Origin of the sequence: Amaricoccus sp. (genome assembly GCF_047602525.1) — a bacterium.
Taxonomy (GTDB): Bacteria; Pseudomonadota; Alphaproteobacteria; order Rhodobacterales; family Rhodobacteraceae; genus Amaricoccus.
In genome coordinates this window covers 2079964-2099627 of the sequence record NZ_JASGHB010000001.1, presented here as the reverse complement: position 1 = coordinate 2099627, position 19664 = coordinate 2079964, and the positions used below count along the sequence as shown (strand labels likewise).

Here is a 19664-nt window from a genome sequence, read left to right as displayed (position 1 = left end):
CTTGCCCGGACTGCGTTGCGCCGCTTAAGCTCCCGACGGCGGCCGGAGAAGGCCGCGTGTCCGGGGAGGACGCCAGAATGAACGCCCCGCTTCGCGAACCGAGTTTCCGCGAATCCGTCGATGTCATGTTCAACCGGGCCGTGTGCCTCATGGATCTGTCGCCCGGGCTCGAAGAGAAGATCCGGGTCTGCAATTCGACCTACACCGTGCGGTTCGGCGTGCGGCTGCGCGGCGCGCTCCACACGTTCACCGGGTATCGCAGCGTGCATTCCGAGCACATGGAGCCGGTCAAGGGCGGGATCCGCTATGCCATGACCGTGCATCAGGATGAGGTCGAGGCGCTGGCGGCGCTGATGACCTACAAGTGCAGCCTGGTCGAGGTGCCGTTCGGCGGCTCCAAGGGCGGTCTCCGGATCGACCCGCGGGAGTGGAGCGAGCACGAGCTGGAGCAGATCACCCGGCGCTTCGCCTATGAGCTGGCCAAGCGCGATCTCATCAACCCGAGCCAGAACGTGCCGGCCCCGGACATGGGCACGGGCGAGCGCGAGATGGCGTGGATCGCCGACCAGTACCGCCGGATGAACACCACCGATATCAACGCCGGCGCCTGCGTGACCGGCAAGCCGCTGAACGCGGGCGGCATCGCCGGGCGGGTCGAGGCCACGGGGCGGGGCATCCAGTACGCGCTGCGCGAGTTCTTCCGCCACCCGGAGGACGTGGCGCGGGCCGGCCTCTCCGGCGGGCTCGACGGCAAGCGGGTGATCGTGCAGGGCCTCGGCAACGTCGGCTATCACGCGGCGAAGTTCCTCTCGGAGGAGGACGGCGCCAGGATCGTCGCCGTGGTCGAGCGCGACGGGGCGGTGATGAACCCCGACGGGCTGCCGATCGAGTTCCTGAAGACCCACGTCGGCGCAACCGGCGGCGTGAAGGACTTCCCCGCCGGCACCTATGCCGTCGACGGCGCCGCGGTGCTGGAAGAGCCCTGCGACATCCTGATTCCGGCGGCGATGGAGTCGGTCATCAACCTGGCCAACGCCGACCGGATCAAGGCGCCGCTGATCATCGAGGCGGCGAACGGGCCGATCACCGCCGGCGCCGACGACATCCTGCGGGCCAAGGGGACGGTCATCATCCCGGACCTCTATGCCAACGCCGGCGGCGTGACGGTGAGCTATTTCGAGTGGGTGAAGAACCTCTCCCACATCCGCTTCGGCCGGATGCAGCGGCGGCAGGAGGAGGCACAGCACGCGCTGCTCGTCTCCGAGCTCGACCGCCTGCTGAAGGAGGCGACGGGTGACAAGCTCGGCTTCACCGACCGCTTCAAGTCGGAGTACCTGCACGGGGCGGGCGAGCTGGAGCTGGTCCGCTCGGGCCTCGACGACACGATGCGCACCGCCTACCAGTCGATGCGCGAGGTCTGGCACGCCCGCAAGGACGTGGAGGACCTGCGGGTCGCGGCCTATCTCGTGTCGATCGAGCGGGTGGCGGCGAGCTATCGCTCGAAGGGGCTGTAGTGGCGGCAGATCCGGCGGGAGGCGCGTCGGTGGGCGAGGGCACCGCAACCGAGCTGGTCGCGTCGCGGCTCTTCGCGCCGTGGCTCGCCGAGGCGCGGACGAGCCTCGCGTTCACCACCTATCGGGCCGGCAAGCTCTTTCTCATCGGGGTCGGGCCGGATCGGCGCCTGACGATCCAGACCCGCAGCTTTCCGCGCTGCATGGGCCTCGGCACGGGACCGGGCGGCACCCTCTGGATGTCCTCGCTCTACCAGCTCTGGCGCTTCGAGAACTTTCTCGAAGCGGGCCAGACGCGGAACGGCCATGACGCCGTGCTGTCGCCGGTCGCGGGCTATTCGACGGGCGACATCGACATTCACGACATCCACCCCGACGCCGCGGGGCGGCCGATCTTCGTCGCCACGCGGTTCAACTGTCTCGCGACGTTCGCCGAGCGCGCGAGCTTCGCGCCGGTCTGGCAGCCGCCGTTCATCGACCGGCTGGCGGCAGAGGATCGCTGTCACCTGAACGGCCTCGCCATGCGGGACGGCCGCCCGGCCTATGTCACCTGCGTCGCGCGCACCAACCTCGTCGACGCTTGGCGCGAGCGGCGCGGCGACGGCGGCGTGGTGCTCGACGTGGCGAGCGGCGAGGCGGTGGCGACGGGGCTTTCCATGCCGCATTCGCCGCGCCTCCACCGCGGCCGGCTCTGGGTGCTGCAGACCGGGACGGGCGAGCTCGGCCACGTGGCGCTCGACACCGGCCGCTTCGAGCCGGTCTGTTTCCTGCAGGGCTTCGCGCGCGGCATGGCCTTCGTCGGCGACCACGCGGTGATCGGGGTATCGTGCCCGCGCGAGGATCGCACGTTCGACGGCCTGGCGTTGAAGGAGCGGCTGGAGCGCGAAGGCGTGCCGCCGCTCTGCCATCTCGCGGTGGTCAACCTGACGACCGGCGACATCGAGCACCGCCTGGCGATCCGCGGGCCGGTTCAGGAACTCTACGACGTGGTGGCCCTGCCCGGCATCATCAGCCCGATGGCGCTGCAACCGGAGGAGACCCGTCTGCACATCAAGTTCGTTGCACCGGAAAGGACGATGTAAAATCCTGCCGGATCGGCCTTATTCCGACAGTTGGATTGCCCTTGAGCCGACGTCGTGCTAACTTAGGCTAACGGTCTTGGGGGGGGCCGTTAGCGATTTCATTTGTGATATATCTCTCTATTCGGGTGTGTTCAGCGCCATATCCCTCTTTTCTTCGGATGCACTTTAGGGGGAGAAGCCGATGCCGACGTTCACGGGGACCAACGAGTCCGACTACATCCAGTCCAGCGGCAACAGCCCGGGTGTCGTCGCCGACCCCGTGGGGGCGCTTCCGGGACCCGGCGCCGACACGATCTATGGCAACGGCGGCGGCGACTATATTCTGTCGGGCGGGAACAACGACAGCCTCTTCGGCGGCGAGGGCAATGACGCCCTGTATGGCATGACTGGCAACGACCGGCTTTTCGGCGATGTCGGGAATGACGGGCTGCGCGGCGGCGAGGGAAGGGACTCGCTGGTGGGCGGGGACGGCGACGACCGGCTGCAAGGCCAGGCGGGCATTGACGCCCTGATCGGCGGCGCCGGCGACGACGGCTATATGACTACGGTTGGCGACGAGTCCGACGTGCTGGTCGAAGGCGCAGACGGCGGAACCGACACGATCACCGCGATGATCGACTGCACGCTGGGAGGCAACTTCGAGAACATGACGATCCAAGCCTCCGTAACCGGGGTCGGGAACGGGCTGGACAATGTCATCGTCGGCGGGAGTGGCAACACCCTGATACGCGGCCTGGCGGGAGCCGGCACGATTTTCGGCGGCTATGGCGATGACACGCTGGATGGCGGCGCCGGGCACGACACTTTCGACGGCGGCGACCTGAACGACACGATCCTCTACACCTCGAACACCACGCCGGTGCGGGTCGCCTATCGGATGCAGGGCTTCATCCTGTGACCGGGCCGCGACGCACGAGGTAGGCGTTGCCACCATCGGGCAGCGGCGTCTCGTCGAGCAGGTCGTGCCCAGACTGGGCGCAGAAGTGCGGCACGTCGAGGATGGCCGCCGGGTCATCGGCGAGCAGACGGACGAGCGCGCCGGGGCGAAGCGGCACGAGCCGGCGGCGCAGGCGCAGCACCGGCAGCGGGCAGAGCAGCCCGCGGGCGTCGATCTCGACTGCGGCGTCGGAGGAGGCATCCGGGTCCATGCCGTCGGGCTACCGCCGCCGGGCGCCGAGGTCAATTTGCGGCGAGTGCGGGATGACGGCGGCGGGGCGAGCGGCTAGGGTGCCGGCGACCTCGGCCGGGATTGCCTCGCATGTTCGGAATAAGCCTCTGGGACGCCTCGCTCGCCCCTGCGCTGCTCGTGGCGGTCGTCGCGGGGCTCCTGAGCTTTCTCTCGCCCTGCGTCCTGCCGATCGTGCCGCCCTATCTGGCGTTCATGGCGGGATCGAGCCTCGACGAGGCCGAGCGGCGCGACGGGCGGGTGGTCATGGCGGCGATCTTCTTCGTCCTCGGGCTCGCCACCGTGTTCCTGATGATGGGCTTCGCCGCCTCGGCGCTGGGGCGGGCGCTGCTCGACTGGCAGCGCGAGCTGGGCATCGCCGCGGGGCTGGTCATCATCGTCTTCGGCCTGCATTTCCTGCATGTGATCCGCGTGCCGATCCTTGCGCGCGAGGCGCGGCTGGAGGCGGGAGGCGAGCCCGGGACGCCGCTCGGCGCCTACGTCTTCGGCCTCGCCTTCGCCTTCGGCTGGACCCCCTGCATCGGGCCGGTGCTCGGCACCATCCTGTCGGTGGCGATGCAGCAGGGCTCGACCGGCCGCGGCCTGCTCATGATGGGCGCCTACGCGCTCGGCCTCGGCATCCCCTTCGTGCTGACCGCGGTGTTCCTCGGCCGGGCGATGCGGCTGATGCGCGGGATGAAGCGGCACATGGGCACGATCGAGCGGGTGATGGGCGCGCTTCTGGTGCTGGTCGGCGTGCTGATGCTGACGGGCGGGTTCAGCGGCCTGTCCTTCTGGCTGCTCGAGACGTTTCCGTGGCTGGCGCGGGTGGGATGAGCGGCGTCGCGCGAGGCGCACCACTGTCCTGACGAGCGCAGACTGGCGCCAGACGACCGGAGCACGCGCTCGCGCCTGCGAGTTCGTCCCACCCGCGGCAAGGCGCACGCGGCTGATGCGCGGTGCGGCTTCGGTCAGCTGTCCGGCTTGCTGCCCGGGTCGTCGGGGTGGAACAGGCCCTGTGCCTTGAGGGCGTCGGCCACTTCCTTGGGCATGTAGTTCTCGTCGTGCTTCGCGAGGATCTCGCTCGCGACGAAGGTGCCGCCCTCGATGCGGCCGGTTGCGACGACGCCCTGGCCCTCGCGGAACAGGTCCGGCGGGATCCCCTTGAAGATCACCGGCAGGCTGGCGCCGCCGTCGGTGACGGTGAAGCGGACCTCGCCGCCGTCACGGACGACCGACCCTTCGGCCACCAGCCCGCCAAGGCGGAAGCGTTCGCCCTCCGGCACCGGGGTGGCTGCGACCTGGCTCGGGGAGCGGAAGAACTCGATGCCATCGCGCATGGCATAGCCGACGAGCCCGGTCGCCACCGCGAGCAGGACCGCGGCGGCGATGACGAGCTGGATGCGGCGTCGCTTTTTCAGTCCGACAGCCATCTGGCCTCTCACTGGTCGCCGAAGTGGTTCAGCGCGGCGTTGACCTCGGCGCCGTATATAATCGTGGCGCCGGTCATATAGAAGAACATCAGCGTTATCATCACGCCGGCCAGCGCGCCGTAGGTGACGGAATAGGTCGGGGTGTAGCTGAGGTAGATCGAGAAGCCGATCGCCATGGCAAGCCAGAGGAAGGTCGAGACGAGCACCCCCGGCCAGAGGCGCGAATTCTTCATGTGCCGCCCGGGCAGCACCCTGTGCATGATGAGCAGGAAGGCGATGAAGACCAGCACGCCGAAGATGTAGGTGATGAGCCCCGCCGCGGGCGGCACCGGGATCATCAGGACATTGTCGAGAAAGTGCAGGATCAGCGGGCTGAACAGGATCGAGACGCCGAGCAGGGCCGCGACGATGGCACCGATGAAGACGAGGCCGATGGCGAGCGCCCGGTTCTGGATGAAGCCGCGCGGGTCCGGCACTGCATAGGCGCGGTCGAAGGCGATGCGGAACGCCTCGACCGCGCCGGACGCGACCCAGATCGCGAAGAGCGCCGAGAGGGTCAGCACCTCGTTCGACTGCTTCGAGAGCACCTCCTCGGCCACCGGCGCGAGCGTCATGGCGACGTGCTCCGGCGCGATGTCGAAGATCGCCTCGATGATCGAGTCCGACCGATCGGCGCCGACCAGGATGCCGGTCAGCGTCGCGGCGAAGATCAGGAACGGGAACAGCGACAGCAGGCAGGAAAACGCGATGAAGCCCGCCATCGGCGAGCCGTCGTTCCGGTTGAACCGGTCGGCCGCGACCCAGAGGACGCGGAACCAGCGGCGGAGCTGGACGAGGACGCGCTTCACGGGAAGAGCGGCGCCGCCATCAGGCCCATGGTCTCGGGCAGGCCGAGCATGAGGTTCGCGTTCTGCAGCGCCTGCCCGGACGAGCCCTTGGTCAGGTTGTCGAGGGTGGAGAACACCATCACGCGGCCGGGCCGGCGATCGGGAATGACACCGAGGTGGACGAAGTTCGAGCCGCGGACGTGCCGGGTGGCCGGCGCCTCGCCGAAGGGCAGGACGACCAGGAACGGCTCGTCGGCGTAGGCGGAGGCCAGCGCCGCGTGGATCGCCTGCGCCTCGCCACGGACGTAGATCGTCGCGAGGATGCCGCGGTTCTGCGGCAGCAGGTGGGGGACGAACGTCACCTCGACCTCGCGGCCGGCGGCCCTGGAGAATTCCTGGTCGAACTCGGCGAGGTGGCGGTGCTTGGCCACGTTGTAGGCGTGGAAGCCTTCCGACACCTCGGCGTGCAGCGAGCCCTCCTTGGGCGAGCGGCCGGCGCCGGAGACGCCGGTGGCGAGGTCGATGATGATGTCGTCCGGGTCGATGACGCCGGCCTTGAGCAGCGGCAGCAAGCCGTAGAGCCCGGTCGCGGCGTTGCAGCCGGTGCCGGCGCAGAGCCGTGTCGCGCGGATTTCGTCGCGGTAGAACTCGGTCAGGCCATAGACCGCCTCGGCCTGCAGATCGAGCGCGAGGTGGGGGTGGCCATACCACGTCTCGTAGACCGCCGGGTCACGGAGGCGGAAGTCGGCGGAGAGGTCGACGACCTTGAGGTCGCGCGGCAGCTTGGCGATCACCTCCTGGCTCGTCGCATGCGGCAGGGCGCAGAACGCGAGGTCGATGCCGGAGAAATCAACGGCGTCGATGGGGATGAGCGTCGGCAGGTCGAGGTGGCGCAGGTGCGGGAAGACGTCGCCATAGCTCTGGCCGGCCTTGCGGTCGGCGGTCATCGCCCGGATGCGGAGCCGCGGGTGCGTGGCGATCAGGCGGACCAGCTCGGCGCCGGTGTAGCCGCTCGCCCCGAGGATCGCGACGTTGCAGGTCTCAGTCATGGCTCGCGGTCCCCTCTCGCGCTGCGGCGCCGGTTTACGGGAAAGCGCAACGGCGATCAATGCGGCCCGTTGGACCCCGCGCGCGCGGGTGCGAAGGCGGACGACTGCCGTGGCGTCATCGGTCGGACGCGCGCACCCGAGACGGCGGCCGCGGCCGGCAGGCCGCTTCGGCCAAGCTGCGCCAGTGGCGCGCTTTTCCTGTTTCGAACGCGATTCCGCCGCCCGGCGCGGGGCTGTCCCTTACCCTTGACACCCCCCGGCAGTTCCGGAAGGAAGATCCGGACGCGCGACCACGGGGGAGATGCTTGGCATGAAGCGGAAGGTCTATGAGACGGCGGCTGACGCGCTCGACGGGCTGCTCAAGGACGGAATGACCATCGCCGCCGGCGGATTTGGCCTTTGCGGCATCCCGGAGCTGCTGATCGCGGCCATCCGCGACTCGGGTGTGAAGGAGCTGACCGTCGCCTCGAACAACGCGGGCGTCGACGACTTCGGCCTCGGCGTGCTGCTGCAGACGCGGCAGGTGAGGAAGATGATCTCGTCCTACGTCGGCGAGAACGCCGAGTTCATGCGGCAGTACCTGTCCGGCGAGCTGGAGCTGGAATTCAACCCGCAGGGCACGCTGGCCGAGCGGATGCGGGCGGGCGGCGCCGGGATCCCGGGCTTCTACACCAAGACCGGCGTCGGCACGGTGATCGCCGAGGGCAAGGAGGAAAAGGTCTTCGACGGCCAGACCTACATCCTCGAGCGCGGCATCGTCGCCGATCTCTCGATCGTCAAGGCGTGGAAGGGCGACGCGCAGGGCAATCTCGTCTACCGCAAGACGGCGCGGAACTTCAATCCGAACGCCGCCACCTGCGGCAAGGTCTGCGTCGCCGAGGTCGAGGAAATCGTGCCGGTGGGCAGCCTCGACCCCGACAACATCCACACGCCCGGGATCTTCGTGCACCGGATCATCCAGGGCCCGCACGAGAAGCGCATCGAGCAGCGCACCATCCGGGCGGCCTGAGCGATGTTTCCCGAGGAGACGGAGGAGCAGGGCCCGGCCGAGACGGCGATCGCGTTCTCGAACGAGTTCATCGACGCCGGCGTCGTGAAGCTCGACGCGCTGTTCGGCGCCGGCTATGCGCGCGCCAATCCGCAGATGCTGGCGGCCTACATGGCCGCCTGTGCCAGCAATCTCAATTCGTTCATGCTGGCGGCGACTTCGATCGACGGCGGGGCGTACGAGGAAGAACTCGTAACCTTCGAGGAAGAGATCGAGCTGGAGCCGCGCAACAAGAAGGGGAAGCGTCGCTGATGCCGTGGGATCGCAACCAGATGGCCGCCCGGGCGGCCCAGGAACTCAAGGACGGGATGTACGTGAACCTCGGGATCGGCATCCCGACGCTGGTCTCGAACTACATTCCCGCCGGCGTCGACGTGACGCTGCAGTCGGAGAACGGCATGCTCGGCATGGGACCGTTCCCGACCGAGGAAAACATCGACGCCGACCTCATCAACGCCGGCAAGCAGACGATCACCGAGCTGGACCGGACCTCCTACTTCTCCTCGGCCGACAGCTTCGCGATGATCCGCGGCGGCAAGATCGACATGGCGATCCTCGGCGCGATGGAGGTCTCCGAGACGGGCGACCTGGCGAACTGGATGATCCCGAAGAAGCTGGTGAAGGGCATGGGCGGCGCCATGGACCTCGTGGCCGGGGTGAAGCGGGTGGTGGTGGTGATGGACCACGCCTCGAAGCACGGCGAGAGCAAGCTCCTGAAGGACTGCACGCTGCCGCTGACCGGCAAGGCGGTGGTCGACCGGATCATCACCAACCTCGGGGTGTTCGACGTGGTGGACGGCGGCCTGAAGATCGTCGAGATCGCCGACGGCGTGACCGAGGACGAGGTAAAGGCTTCGACCGAAGCGACGCTGGTGGCGTGAGATAGGGGACTCCCGCGGGAAGCGGTTGGCAGGCACCTGATGGTGCCCGGCTAGATTTCACGCGGTGGTCCGTCTGCAGGACTTGGCAAGCCCGGGGGTGCCGTCCTCCGGGCTTTCTGCACTCAACGGCAAAAGGGGATGGAAATGAACCGGATCGACCTCGAGGGCCGGGTGGCGGTCGTCACCGGCGGGGCGCAGGGCATCGGCCGGGCGGTGGCGGAACGGTTCATCGACAGCGGCGCGACGGTCTGGCTCTGGGATCGCGACGCGGGCCTGGTCGAGGAGACCGCCGCCGCGATCGGCGCGCGCGCGCTGGTCGTCGACCAGACCGACGCCGCGGCGGTGGTGGCGGCGGCGGCCGAGGTGGTGGCGGCCGACGGGCACATCGACATCGCGGTGGCCAACGCCGGCATCGCGGGCGCCAACGCGACGCTGTGGGACTACGATCTGGCCGAGTGGAACCGGGTGATCGCGATCAACCTGAACGGCGTCTTCCACGTCTGCCGCGCGGTGGTGCCGCACATGATCGCCGCGGGCTATGGCCGCATCGTCAACGTCGCCTCGATCGCCGGCAAGGAGGGCAACCCGAACGCCGCCGCCTATTCCGCGTCGAAGGCCGGGGTGATCGCGCTGACGAAATCGCTGGGCAAGGAGACGGCGGGCAAGAACATCGCCGTCAACTGCGTGACGCCCGCCGCGGCGCGGACGAAGATCTTCGAGCAGATGAAGCAGGAGCACATCGACTACATGCTCTCCCGCATCCCCCGCGGCCGGTTCCTCGAGGTGGACGAGGCGGCGGCGATGATCGCGTGGCTCGCCTCGGAGGACAACTCGTTCACCACGGGCGCGGTCTTCGACCTGTCCGGGGGCCGGGCGACGTACTGACAGGCGGGCCGCCGGGCGGATCCAGCGGCTGCGCGCATCCGATGGCGACGTTGAGCAGGCGCCTCCGCTGCCCGTCGCTTAGAGATAGTCCTGCCGGCTCAGGCCGTACTTCGCCATCTTCTCGTTCAGCGTGCGGCGCGGCAGCGCTAGCTCGGCCATGACGGCCGAGACGTTGCCGGAGTTGCGGCGCAGGGCGTGGTCGATCAGCATCTTCTCGAAGGCATCGACGTGCTCCTTCAGCGGCTTCTCCGCGTCGAGCGCGATCGCCGGGGCCTGAAAGCCGTCGTCGATCAGGAGCGCCGAGATGTTGCTCTCGCCCCGGCGCGCCTGCAGCACCGCGCGCTCGGCGAGGTTGATGAGCTGGCGGATGTTGCCGGGCCAGGGCGCCTGCACGAGGTTCGCGGCGTCGCCGGCGCCGAGTGTCGGCGGCTCGCAGCCGTATTCCTCGGCGAACTGTACGGTGAAGTGCGAGAAGAGCGTCAGGATGTCCTCGCCGCGGGAGCGCAGGGGCGGGGCCTCGATGACGAGGCCGGCAAGGCGGAAATAGAGGTCGTCGCGCAGCACCTCGGCCGGCGGCGTGCCGTTGGCGAGCCGGCTGGAGACGGCGGTGATGCGCACGTTGTGCCGCGCGCCGCCGGTCACGGTGTCGTTGGCGTTGATCGCGTCGAGCAGGCGGGCCTGCGCGGAGGCAGGCAGGGCCTCGATGTCCTCGAGGCAGAGCGTGCCGCCCTCGGCCTGGTCGATGAACGGCTTCTCGGGCCAGTCGGGGCCGCCGAAGAGGATCGGCTCGATCAGGTCGGGGGCGATCGAGGCGCAGTTGAGCGTGATGAAGGGCTTGCCGCCGCGTGGGCCCGAGGCATGCAGCGCCTTGGCGATCAGGCTCTTGCCGGTGCCGGTCTCGCCGAGGATCAGCACGTGGCCGTCGGCCTGCGCCACGTCGAGGATGGTCTCGCGCAGCCGCTCGATCAGCGGCGAGGAGCCCATCAGGCGGCGCATCACCACGTTGCCGTCGGAGAGTTCGCGGCGCAGCGCCCGGGTCTCAAGCGTGCGCGCGCGGGCCTCGCCGCCCTTCTGGCAGAGATCGGCGAGGCGGTCGGGGTCGAACGGCTTCTCCATGAAGTCGTAGCAGCCGATGCGCATCGCCTCGACCGCCATCGGCACGTCGCCGTGGCCGGTCATCAGGATCACCGGCAGGCCGGGGTCGACGGATTGCAGCCGGCGGAGCAGCGCCATGCCGTCCATGCCCGGCATCCGGATGTCGGTGATGACGACGCCGGGGAAGTCCGGGCCGATCACCTTCAGCGCCGGCTCGGCCGCCTCGAAGGTGACGGTCTCGAAGCCGGACAGCTCGAGCCATTGCGACACGCTCTCGCGCATGTCGGCTTCGTCGTCGATGATCGCGACCTTGGATTTTTCACTCATGTTCCATCACTCGGCAGCCTGGGCGGCGCGGGCGCGCGGCAGGACCAGCTCGAACACCGCGCCCGCGTCGGGTGCGTTGCGGGCGACGAGCCGGCCGCCGAGCTCCGCCGCGAAGCCCGCGGAGATCGCGAGGCCGAGCCCGAGGCCCTCCCCGGGTTTCTTGGTGGTGTAGAAGGGTTCGAAGAGCTTGTCGGGATCGCGCAGCCCGGTCCCGTTGTCCTCGATCGAAAGCAGGATGGTCTCGCCGGTGGCGACGAGCAGGATCTTGATCTCCTTGGTGTCGCGGACCCGCACCGCGTCGAGGGCATTGCGCAGCAGGTTGACGATGATCTGCTCGATGCGGAGCGGGTCGGCCATCACCACCGCCGCCTCGGACGGCAGGGTGGTCTGGATCGACACCGCCATCTTGCCGAGCTGCGGCGCCATCATGGCGAGCGCGGTGCGCACGCTGTCGCGCAGGTCGACGGCCTCGACGTCGAGGTCGCCCTTGCGGGCGTAGGACTTGAGCTGCCGGGTGATGCTGCCCATCCGGTCGATCAGGTCGTCGATGCGCTGGAAGCTGGTCAGCGCCTCCTCCGGCCGCCGGCGGGTGAGCAGCAGGCGGGCGCCGGCGAGGTAGGTCTTCATCGCCGCGAGCGGCTGGTTCAGCTCGTGGGAGACGGCAGCGGACATCTGGCCGAGGGCGGCGAGCTTCGACGCCTGTTCGAGGCTCTGCTCGGCTTCCTTCAGGTCCTTCTCCACCCGCTTGCGCGCGCCGATCTCGGCCGAGAGCCGGCGGTTCAGCACGCGCAGCTCCTCGGACTCGCGCTGGATGCGGCGGCTTTCGGCGCGGGTGCGCCGCGACAGCAGGTAGAAGCCGAGCGCCAGCAGCAGCGCCAGCACCATGATGATGAGCGAGAGCACCGCGTTCACCCGGACGCGCACGTCCTCGAGCGTGGCGAAGTAGGTGAGCCGCCAGTTGCGGAAGCCGACGGGCACCTCGGCGACGAGGTGCGGCGTGCCGGCGATGTAGACATAGGCGGGCGAGCCGAAGCTCTTGCGCGCCTCCTGCAGCGCACGCAGCACGCGCGAGGGGTCGGGGCCCGGGGCGAGCAGGTTCGAGAGGGTCTTCTGCCGCCAGTTCGGCTCGGAGGCGAGCAGCACCTGATCGTCGCTGTCGGTGACGACGACCTTCACCCCGGCGCGGCGCCAGCCTTCCTCGTGGGCGCCGAGGTCGACGGTGACGACGACGACGCCGAGCAGCTTCTCGTCCTCGACGATGCGGCGGGCGTAGTGGAAGGAATAGGCGCCATCGTCGTTCTCGATGATCGAGAAGACCGTGCCGGTGTCGGCCTTGGCCGCGGTGAAATACGCCTTGTCGCCGTCGTACTGCTCCCGGGGCCGCGCGTCGGAGGCCGCGACGATGCGGCCGTCGGCATCGAGCAGGAAGATCGAGCCGGCGCCGATCTCCTGCTTGAAGTTGCGCAGGCGGTCCTCGGCGCCCTGATACTCCCCCGTGTGCAGCGCGGTGATGAGGATCGGGTCGCGGGCAAGCAGCAGCGGCACCACGGAATGCCGCTGCATCGTCGACTGGATCGAGCCGGCGTAGAGCGTGGCCCGGACGGTGGCGTCGGCGTTCTGGTCCTCGCTGAACGCGGTGGTGAGATAGGCGTTGCTCGCCCAGATGACGAGCGCCATGACGACCGCCGAGGCGAGCAGCCCGAACCGCATCCAGAGCCGGCTGGGCCGGTGGCGGGGGGCGGTCGTTTCGGCGGCGGCCATCGCCGTGCCTTCAGGCGCCCGCCAGGGCGGCCAGGGCTCCGAGGCCGGCGAACAGCCGCAGGCCGTCCGTACCGCCGTGGGCGGGATCGACCGCGCGCTCCGGGTGCGGCATCAGGCCGAGCACGCGGCGGTTCGCCGAGAGGATGCCGGCGATCGAGTCCGCCGAGCCGTTCGGGTTCGCGGCGTAGCGGAAGGCGATGCGGTCGTCGCCCTCGAGCCGGGCGAGGGTGGCGGGGTCGGCGAGAAAGCTGCCGTCGTGGTGGGCGATCGGAAAGGTGACGATCTCGCCCTTGCCATAGCCGTGGGTGAACGGACTGTTGGTCGTCGCCACCTGGAGCGCCGCGGGGGCGCAGACGAAGCGCAGGCCGGCGTTGCGCATGAGCGCGCCCGGCAGCAGGCCGGCTTCGATCAGCACCTGGAACCCGTTGCAGACCCCGAGCACATGGCCGCCCGCGCCCGCGAACGCGTTGACCGCGCGCATGACCGGCGAGCGCGCGGCGATCGCACCGCAGCGCAGGTAGTCGCCGAACGAGAAGCCGCCCGGCACCGCCACCAGGTCGAGGCCGGCGGGGAGCGCCGTCTCCTTGTGCCAGACCATCGCCACGTCGGCGCCCGCCCCGCGCAGGGCCACGGCGAGGTCGCGGTCGCAGTTCGATCCGGGGAAGACGACGACGCCGGCCTTGAAGCTCATGAAATCTCCACCGCGTAATTCTCGATCACCGTGTTCGCCAGCAGCTTCTCGCACATCTCGCGGACGCGCGTCTCGGCACTGCCGGCATCGGCTCCGTCGAGCTCGACCTCGATGACCTTGCCGATGCGGACCTCGCCCACGCCGTCGAAGCCGAGGGAGCCGAGCGCGTGGCGCACCGCCTCGCCCTGGGGATCGAGGACGCCGGGCTTCAGCGTGACATGGACGCGCGCCTTCATGGGTTCACCAGCTCAGTTGACGAGTTTCGGGCCGGAATGGGCGCGGCCGTTGGTCTTGGGCATGACGCCGAGGCGCTTTGCCACCTCGGTATACGCATCGGAGAGGTTGCCGAGATCCTGGCGGAACACGTCCTTGTCGAGCTTGCGCCCCGTCTCGATGTCCCAGAGCCGGCAGCTGTCGGGCGAGATCTCGTCGGCGACGATCAGCCGCTGGAAGTCGCCGTCATAGACCCGGCCGATCTCGATCTTGAAGTCGATGAGCCGGATGCCGACGCCGAGGAACATGCCCGACAGGAAGTCGTTCACGCGGAGCGCGAGCGCGATCATGTCGTCGATGTCCTGCTGGCTCGCCCAGTTGAAGGCGATGACGTGCTCCTCGGAGACCAGCGGATCGCCGAGCGCGTCGTCCTTGTAGTAGAACTCGATGATCGGCCGCGGCAGCTGCTGGCCCTCGGGGATGCCGAGGCGCTTCGAGAGCGAGCCGGCGGCGTAGTTGCGCACCACGACCTCGAGCGGGATCATCTCGACGAGCCGGATCAGCTGCTCGCGCATGTTCAGCCGGCGGATGAAGTGGGTCGGCACGCCGACGGCGTTCAGCCCGGTCATGAAGTGCTCGCTGAGGCGGTTGTTGAGCACGCCCTTGCCTTCGATCACCGCTTTCTTCTGGGCGTTGAACGCGGTCGCCTCGTCCTTGAAGTACTGGATCAGGGTGTCCGGCTCGGGCCCTTCGTAAAGAATCTTGGCCTTGCCCTCGTAAACCAGCCTGCGTCGGGCCATACCTGTCTCCAGAAACGCGCAAGGGAGGACTGGGCGGAATGCCCGTCCCTCCCGGTTACAGGGTAACTATACCCCGGGGGCGACGGGAGCAAGCGCCGTTGCTCCTGTGCCGGCGGGTTGTGGCCAGCTAGGTTGTGCCCAGCGGGTTGTGGGATGCCCGCCGATTGTCTATCTCCGCTTTCAAGCGCCACGTGAGGAGCACGCGATGACGACGTTCGACGACCGGGAACGGGGCTTCGAGAACAAGTTCGCCCACGACGAGGAGATGCAGTTCAGGGCCGTTGCCCGGCGCAACCGCCTGCTCGGCCTCTGGGCAGCGGGGCTGCTCGGCAAGACCGGCGACGCGGCGGACGCCTATGCCCATGAGGTGGTGAAGTCGGATTTCGCCGAGAGCGGCGATCACGATGTCTATCGCAAGGTCGCGGGCGATCTCGGCGACAAGGCAACCGAGACGCAGATCCGCACGAAGATGGTCGAGCTGCTGGCGCTGGCGAAGAGCCAGCTGATGACCGAGCTTCCGAAGGAATAGCCCGCCGCGCCCGGGGTCGCGCTCAGTCGCCGAGATGGCGGGCGAGCGTCTCCCAGCGCGCGCGCTTCTCCGCGAGCGTCATTCGGGCGTGCGCCGGGCTGGACGACGGCAGGTCGATCAGCTCCGGCAGCCGGCCCGCTCCGGCAAGCGACCGTCGTCCGTGACGGGCGGCGGTCGCCCCGTTGAAGCCGATCGCCCGCAGGTCGGGCAGGCGCTCCAGCAGGGCGAAAAGGTCCGCCGCCTCCGGGTCGCGGATCGCCGCGTCGAGCGAACCTTGCCGGCGGGCGGTGGCGATCGTGTCCCAGAGGCCGATGCGGGCGCGGCGCAGGGCGGCGAGGCGCTCGGCGTAGGGCAGCGCGGGCAGGTCGGTGCCGACGATCCCGGCGAGCAGGTGCCAGAACGCGTTCCGCGGGTGGGCGTAGTATTCGCCCGCGGCGAGCGAGGCGCTGCCGGGCAGACTGCCGAGGATCAGCACGCGGGTACGGCCATCCACGACGGGGGGAAACTGCCGGTGTCGCCCGGTCACGGGTCGCGCCTCCCCCCCGGCCGGACCGAGGCCGGGAAGCCGGGGCCTCCGGCGGGAGTACTTTCGCCGAGAAAAAGACCCAGGTCAGGGCAGGCGTCCGGCCATGCGGCAGGGACGCCTGCCCCTTTTCCTCGGGCGGTCATCGGCGCTCCCGCCTGTACCGCCGGGGTATCTGGCACGATCCGAAGTCGATTTGCACGCACCCGGCTTTTTCTTGGTTAAAGTACTCCCGCCGGAGGCTCCCGCCCGCGCCTCCGGGCGCGCCGGTCAGGCGGCGGGCGCTGCGCCGAAGACGCGGGCGAAGATCGTGTCGACGTGCTTGGTGTGGTAGCCGAGATCGAACAGCGCCTCGATCTCCTGCTTCGAGAGGGCGGCGGTCACGTCCGCGTCGGCCTCGAGTTCCTGCATGAAGTCCGCCCCCTTCTCCCAGACCTTCATCGCGTTGCGCTGCACGAGGCGATAGCTGTCCTCGCGGCTGACGCCCTTCTGGGTCAGCGCGAGCAGCACGCGCTGGGAGTGGATGAGGCCGCGGAACCTGTTCATGTTCCGGGTCATGTTGTCCGGGTAGACGAGGAGCTTTTCCACGACTCCGGTCAGCCGGGCGAGGGCGAAATCGAGGGTGATCGTCGCGTCCGGGCCGATGGCGCGCTCGACGGAGGAGTGCGAGATGTCGCGCTCGTGCCAGAGGGCGACGTTCTCCATTGCCGGGACGACCGCCATACGCACGAGCCGGGCGAGGCCGGTCAGGTTCTCGGTCAGCACCGGGTTGCGCTTGTGGGGCATCGCGGACGAGCCCTTCTGCCCGGGCGAGAAGTATTCCTCGGCCTCGAGCACTTCGGTGCGTTGCAGGTGGCGGATCTCGGTCGCCAGCCGCTCGATCGACGAGGCGATGACGCCGAGGGTGGCGAAGAACATCGCGTGGCGGTCGCGGGGGATGACCTGGGTCGAGACCGGCTCCGGCGCCAGACCCATGGCCTTTGCCACGTGCTCCTCGACGGCCGGGTCGATGTTGGCGAAGGTGCCGACCGCGCCGGAGATCGCGCAGGTCGCGACCTCGGCCCGGGCGGCGACGAGGCGGGCCCGGTTGCGGGCGAATTCGGCATAGGCCTGCGCGAGCTTGACCCCGAAGGTCGTCGGCTCGGCATGGATGCCGTGGCTGCGGCCGATCGTCACGGTGTCCTTGTGCTCGAACGCGCGGCGCTTCAGGGCGGCGAGGAGGGCGTCGAGATCGGCGAGCAGGATGTCGGCGGCGCGCACCAGCTGCACGTTCAGGCAGGTGTCGAGCACGTCCGAGCTGGTCATGCCCTGATGGACGAAGCGCGCCTCGTCGCCGACATGCTCGGCGAGGTGGGTGAGGAAGGCGATGACGTCATGCTTCGTCACCGCCTCGATCTCGTCGATGCGGGCGACGTCGAACTCCACGTCGCGCGCCGTCCAGATTGCGGCGGCAGCCTCCTTCGGGATGACGCCGAGTTCCGCCTGGGCGTCCGCCGCATGGGCCTCGATCTCGAACCAGATGCGGAACCGGGTGGCGGGATCCCAGATCTTCACCATCTCGGGGCGGGAGTAGCGCGGGATCATCGGCGTGGCCTTTCGGTTCGGATCGGCGGTCTGATACTGAAGGCCGCGGGGCGGCACAAGCGAGGCGGAGATGGAGCTGCGGGCCTTCGAGGGGCGCTGGCGGATCGAGCGCGACATCGAGGACGTGAAGGCGGGGCGAACCGGGCGCTTTGCCGGCGAGGCGGTGTTCGCGCCGGTGCTCGACGGGCTCGCCTACGTCGAGACGGGCACGCTCACGCTTCAGGGCGCGGCGCCGATGGCGGCGAGCCGGCGCTATCTCTGGCGCGCCGGCGGCCCGGGGACGATCGAGGTGCTGTTCGAGGACGGCCGTTTCTTTCACCGGATCGACGCGGAGGAGCCGACGTCCGGCGCGGTGCATGCCTGCGCGCCGGACCTCTACCGGGTGCGCTACGACTTTCGCGGCTGGCCGCGCTGGCTCGCCGAGTGGCGGGTCAGCGGGCCGCGGAAGGACTATGCGATGGTGAGCCGGTACGCGCCGGCGCGAGGGGCGCCCCTCGGCGAGGCCGGTGCTTCCCCCGGGGCTCAGGCTGTCACGAGCGCCGCGACCCGTCGCAGGCCGAGCTGGTAGCCCTGCGTGCCGCAGCCGACGATGATGCCATCGGCGCGCAGCGAGATGTAGGAGTGGTGGCGGAAGCTCTCGCGCTTGTGGACATTCGAGATGTGGACCTCGATCACAGCCCCCTCGAAGGTGTTGAGCGCGTCAAGGATCGCCACCGACGTGTGGGTGAAGGCGCCGGGATTCATCACGATGCCGGCCGCGGTCTCGCGGGCCTCGTGGATCCAGTCGATGAGCTGGCCCTCCCAGTTCGATTGCAGGAATCGCACCTCGAGGCCCAGCTCGGCGGCGAGCGCGGTGCAGTCGCGCTCGATGTCGGCGAGGGTTTCGTGGCCGTAGATCTGCGGCTGGCGCTTGCCGAGCAGGTTCAGGTTCGGGCCGTTCAGGACGTAGACGAGGTTTGGCATCGGGGTCTCGCTGGGAGAGGGCAGGAACGGGTGCGGCGCGCACGGGCGGGTGCTGGCGGTGCTCGGCGGCCTCCCTCCCGGCGCACGTCTCGCTTTTCCGGCGCGACTATCGTCGCCGCGCATGGCAGCGTCAAATTCCGAGTTGGCGCCGGGAGGAACATCGGGTTCATCCGCGGCCGGTGGGGCAGCGGCCTATTCGCCGCGTTCGTTGCGCAGGACCCGCTGGTGCAGGACGAAGTTCTCGACCGTGAGCTTCACCACCGTGGCGAGGGCGATCAGCATCTGGCGGTCGCGCGGGACGCCGCCGGCCTCGTAGCCGCGGAACATCTCGGCGATCTGCGAGGCGATGAGGTCATAGACCGTCTCGCGGTCGACGGCGAGGCCGCCCCAGGCGATCGGGTCGGCGTCCTCCACCTCGCGGGCGAGGGCCGCGAGGGTGTGGTGGTCGATCCCGCGGTTGCCGCTGTCTGCCATGTCGCTCCTCGCTAGCCGATCTTGCCGGTGATGTAGTCTTCGGTCTGCTTCTCGCGGGGGGTCGAGAAGATCTCGGTGGTCCGGCCGGTCTCGACCAGGCGGCCGTGGTCGAGGAAGGCGGTGTGCTGGCTGATGCGCGCCGCCTGCTGCATCGAGTGGGTGACGACCACGATGGTGTAGGTCTCGCGCAGGGCGTCGATCAGCGCCTCGATCAGCGATGTGGCGATCGGATCGAGCGCGGCCGCCGGCTCGTCCATCAGCAGCACCTCGGGCTGGGTGGCGATGGCACGGGCGATGCAGAGCCGCTGCTGCTGCCCGCCGGACAGCGCGGTGCCGAGGCCGGAGAGGCGGTCCTTCACCTCGTCCCAGAGGCCGGCGTGGCGCAGCGCGCTCTCGACGATGACGCGCAGTTCCGCGCGGCTGCGGGCGAGGCCGTGGATGCGCGGGCCGTAGGCGACGTTCTCGAACACCGACTTCGGGAACGGGTTCGGCTTCTGGAAGACCATGCCGACGCGGGTGCGCAGCTCGGCCACGTCGACCTCGGGCGCCATGATGTCGGCGCCGTCGAGGCGGATGGTGCCGGTGACGCGGGTGCCGGGGATGATGTCGTTCATCCGGTTGAGGCAGCGCAGGAAGGTGGTCTTGCCGCAGCCCGAGGGGCCGATCAGCGCGGTCACGCGGTTGGCGGGGATCTCGAGGCTGACATCCTCGAGCGCGCGAATGGGGCCGTACCAAGCCGAGACGCCCGTCGCGGAGATCTTCACCGGCGGGCTGGGCTCGGCCGCGGGGACCGACGAGAGGAGGCCTGAGTGCGCCATCGAGG

At 69.3% G+C, this 19664-nt stretch carries 24 protein-coding genes; 10 read left to right on the top strand and 14 right to left on the bottom strand.

What is annotated here, in order from left to right:
• Positions 1-77: 77 nt before the first annotated feature.
• From QM699_RS10905 to QM699_RS10895, 3 genes are all read left to right on the top strand, one after another.
• A complete protein-coding gene (locus QM699_RS10905) occupies positions 78-1514 on the top strand; it encodes a Glu/Leu/Phe/Val family dehydrogenase (RefSeq protein ID WP_415011151.1) in 1437 nt (478 codons plus the stop codon).
• 29 nt (positions 1515-1543) lie between these two features.
• Positions 1544-2593, top strand: a complete 1050-nt coding sequence (locus QM699_RS10900) for a TIGR03032 family protein (protein ID WP_415011150.1) — start codon at positions 1544-1546, stop codon at positions 2591-2593.
• Positions 2594-2774: 181 nt separating this feature from the next.
• Entirely contained in the window at positions 2775-3491 is a 717-nt protein-coding gene (locus QM699_RS10895; RefSeq protein WP_415011149.1) for a calcium-binding protein, read from the top strand.
• Here QM699_RS10895 and QM699_RS10890 read toward each other — a convergent pair.
• Complete coding sequence (locus tag QM699_RS10890) at positions 3481-3741, bottom strand: sulfurtransferase TusA family protein (RefSeq protein WP_415011148.1); 261 nt, start codon at positions 3739-3741, stop codon at positions 3481-3483. The genes QM699_RS10895 and QM699_RS10890 overlap by 11 nt on opposite strands.
• 110 nt (positions 3742-3851) lie before the next feature.
• Here QM699_RS10890 and QM699_RS10885 point away from each other — a divergent pair, with 110 nt between their 5' ends.
• On the top strand, positions 3852-4595 hold the full coding sequence (locus tag QM699_RS10885) for a cytochrome c biogenesis CcdA family protein (RefSeq protein ID WP_415011147.1): 744 nt from the start codon (positions 3852-3854) through the stop codon (positions 4593-4595).
• A gap of 134 nt (positions 4596-4729) precedes the next feature.
• On the opposite strand, the gene ccmE is transcribed toward QM699_RS10885, so the two are convergent.
• From ccmE to argC, 3 genes are read right to left on the bottom strand one after another with little or no spacing between them, the layout of a single operon-like run.
• Complete coding sequence (gene ccmE, locus QM699_RS10880) at positions 4730-5191, bottom strand: cytochrome c maturation protein CcmE (protein WP_415011146.1); 462 nt, start codon at positions 5189-5191, stop codon at positions 4730-4732.
• An 8-nt stretch (positions 5192-5199) separates the two neighbouring features.
• Positions 5200-6039 carry a YihY/virulence factor BrkB family protein gene (locus tag QM699_RS10875; protein WP_415011145.1) on the bottom strand — a complete coding sequence of 280 codons (840 nt, stop codon included), beginning with the start codon at positions 6037-6039 and terminating at the stop codon, positions 5200-5202.
• Positions 6036-7067, bottom strand: coding sequence for an N-acetyl-gamma-glutamyl-phosphate reductase (gene argC / locus QM699_RS10870; protein WP_415011144.1), 1032 nt, complete (start codon positions 7065-7067; stop codon positions 6036-6038). Before argC ends, QM699_RS10875 begins: the two co-directional genes overlap by 4 nt.
• Positions 7068-7377: 310 nt before the next feature.
• Here argC and QM699_RS10865 point away from each other — a divergent pair, with 310 nt between their 5' ends.
• The 4 genes from QM699_RS10865 (at position 7378) to QM699_RS10850 (ending at position 9881) form a co-directional block, all read left to right on the top strand.
• Positions 7378-8076 carry a CoA transferase subunit A gene (locus QM699_RS10865; protein WP_415011143.1) on the top strand — a complete coding sequence of 233 codons (699 nt, stop codon included), beginning with the start codon at positions 7378-7380 and terminating at the stop codon, positions 8074-8076.
• A gap of 3 nt (positions 8077-8079) precedes the next feature.
• Positions 8080-8367: a hypothetical protein gene (locus QM699_RS10860; protein ID WP_415011142.1), complete on the top strand. Its 288-nt coding sequence runs from the start codon at positions 8080-8082 to the stop codon at positions 8365-8367.
• On the top strand, positions 8367-8996 hold the full coding sequence (locus tag QM699_RS10855) for a 3-oxoacid CoA-transferase subunit B (RefSeq protein ID WP_415011141.1): 630 nt from the start codon (positions 8367-8369) through the stop codon (positions 8994-8996). Before QM699_RS10860 ends, QM699_RS10855 begins: the two co-directional genes overlap by 1 nt.
• A gap of 144 nt (positions 8997-9140) precedes the next feature.
• Positions 9141-9881, top strand: a complete 741-nt coding sequence (locus tag QM699_RS10850; protein ID WP_415011140.1) for an SDR family oxidoreductase — start codon at positions 9141-9143, stop codon at positions 9879-9881.
• Positions 9882-9959: 78 nt separating this feature from the next.
• Here the strand turns inward: QM699_RS10850 and QM699_RS10845 are convergent, their stop codons facing one another.
• Genes QM699_RS10845 through purC form a run of 5 tightly spaced genes read right to left on the bottom strand, consistent with a single transcriptional unit; the run spans position 9960 to position 14768 of the window.
• On the bottom strand, positions 9960-11303 hold the full coding sequence (locus tag QM699_RS10845; protein WP_415011139.1) for a sigma-54-dependent transcriptional regulator: 1344 nt from the start codon (positions 11301-11303) through the stop codon (positions 9960-9962).
• A gap of 6 nt (positions 11304-11309) precedes the next feature.
• Complete coding sequence (locus tag QM699_RS10840; protein ID WP_415011138.1) at positions 11310-13064, bottom strand: sensor histidine kinase; 1755 nt, start codon at positions 13062-13064, stop codon at positions 11310-11312.
• Between the two features lie 10 nt (positions 13065-13074).
• The gene (gene purQ, locus QM699_RS10835) at positions 13075-13755 is read right to left on the bottom strand and encodes a phosphoribosylformylglycinamidine synthase subunit PurQ (protein ID WP_415011137.1); all 681 of its coding nucleotides are present in this window, start codon (positions 13753-13755) and stop codon (positions 13075-13077) included.
• Positions 13752-13991: a phosphoribosylformylglycinamidine synthase subunit PurS gene (purS, locus tag QM699_RS10830; protein ID WP_415011136.1), complete on the bottom strand. Its 240-nt coding sequence runs from the start codon at positions 13989-13991 to the stop codon at positions 13752-13754. Before purS ends, purQ begins: the two co-directional genes overlap by 4 nt.
• A gap of 12 nt (positions 13992-14003) precedes the next feature.
• A complete protein-coding gene (gene purC / locus QM699_RS10825) occupies positions 14004-14768 on the bottom strand; it encodes a phosphoribosylaminoimidazolesuccinocarboxamide synthase (RefSeq protein ID WP_415011135.1) in 765 nt (254 codons plus the stop codon).
• 205 nt (positions 14769-14973) lie between these two features.
• Here purC and QM699_RS10820 point away from each other — a divergent pair, with 205 nt between their 5' ends.
• Entirely contained in the window at positions 14974-15297 is a 324-nt protein-coding gene (locus QM699_RS10820) for a DUF1476 domain-containing protein (RefSeq protein WP_415011134.1), read from the top strand.
• Positions 15298-15319: 22 nt separating this feature from the next.
• Here QM699_RS10820 and QM699_RS10815 read toward each other — a convergent pair whose 3' ends face one another.
• Positions 15320-15823 carry a DNA-deoxyinosine glycosylase gene (locus tag QM699_RS10815; RefSeq protein WP_415011133.1) on the bottom strand — a complete coding sequence of 168 codons (504 nt, stop codon included), beginning with the start codon at positions 15821-15823 and terminating at the stop codon, positions 15320-15322.
• Between the two features lie 267 nt (positions 15824-16090).
• Complete coding sequence (gene purB, locus QM699_RS10810) at positions 16091-17404, bottom strand: adenylosuccinate lyase (protein WP_415011132.1); 1314 nt, start codon at positions 17402-17404, stop codon at positions 16091-16093.
• A gap of 70 nt (positions 17405-17474) precedes the next feature.
• Between purB and QM699_RS10805 the strand changes: the two genes are divergently transcribed.
• Positions 17475-17972 carry a DUF6314 family protein gene (locus tag QM699_RS10805; RefSeq protein WP_415011131.1) on the top strand — a complete coding sequence of 166 codons (498 nt, stop codon included), beginning with the start codon at positions 17475-17477 and terminating at the stop codon, positions 17970-17972.
• Here QM699_RS10805 and aroQ read toward each other — a convergent pair.
• The 3 genes from aroQ to pstB all read right to left on the bottom strand — a co-directional run bounded on the left by aroQ (position 17927) and on the right by pstB (position 19659).
• Positions 17927-18367: a type II 3-dehydroquinate dehydratase gene (gene aroQ, locus QM699_RS10800; protein ID WP_415011130.1), complete on the bottom strand. Its 441-nt coding sequence runs from the start codon at positions 18365-18367 to the stop codon at positions 17927-17929. The genes QM699_RS10805 and aroQ overlap by 46 nt on opposite strands.
• A gap of 192 nt (positions 18368-18559) precedes the next feature.
• Complete coding sequence (locus QM699_RS10795) at positions 18560-18841, bottom strand: hypothetical protein (RefSeq protein ID WP_415011129.1); 282 nt, start codon at positions 18839-18841, stop codon at positions 18560-18562.
• A gap of 11 nt (positions 18842-18852) precedes the next feature.
• Positions 18853-19659 carry a phosphate ABC transporter ATP-binding protein PstB gene (gene pstB, locus QM699_RS10790; protein ID WP_415011128.1) on the bottom strand — a complete coding sequence of 269 codons (807 nt, stop codon included), beginning with the start codon at positions 19657-19659 and terminating at the stop codon, positions 18853-18855.
• Positions 19660-19664: the final 5 nt, after the last annotated feature.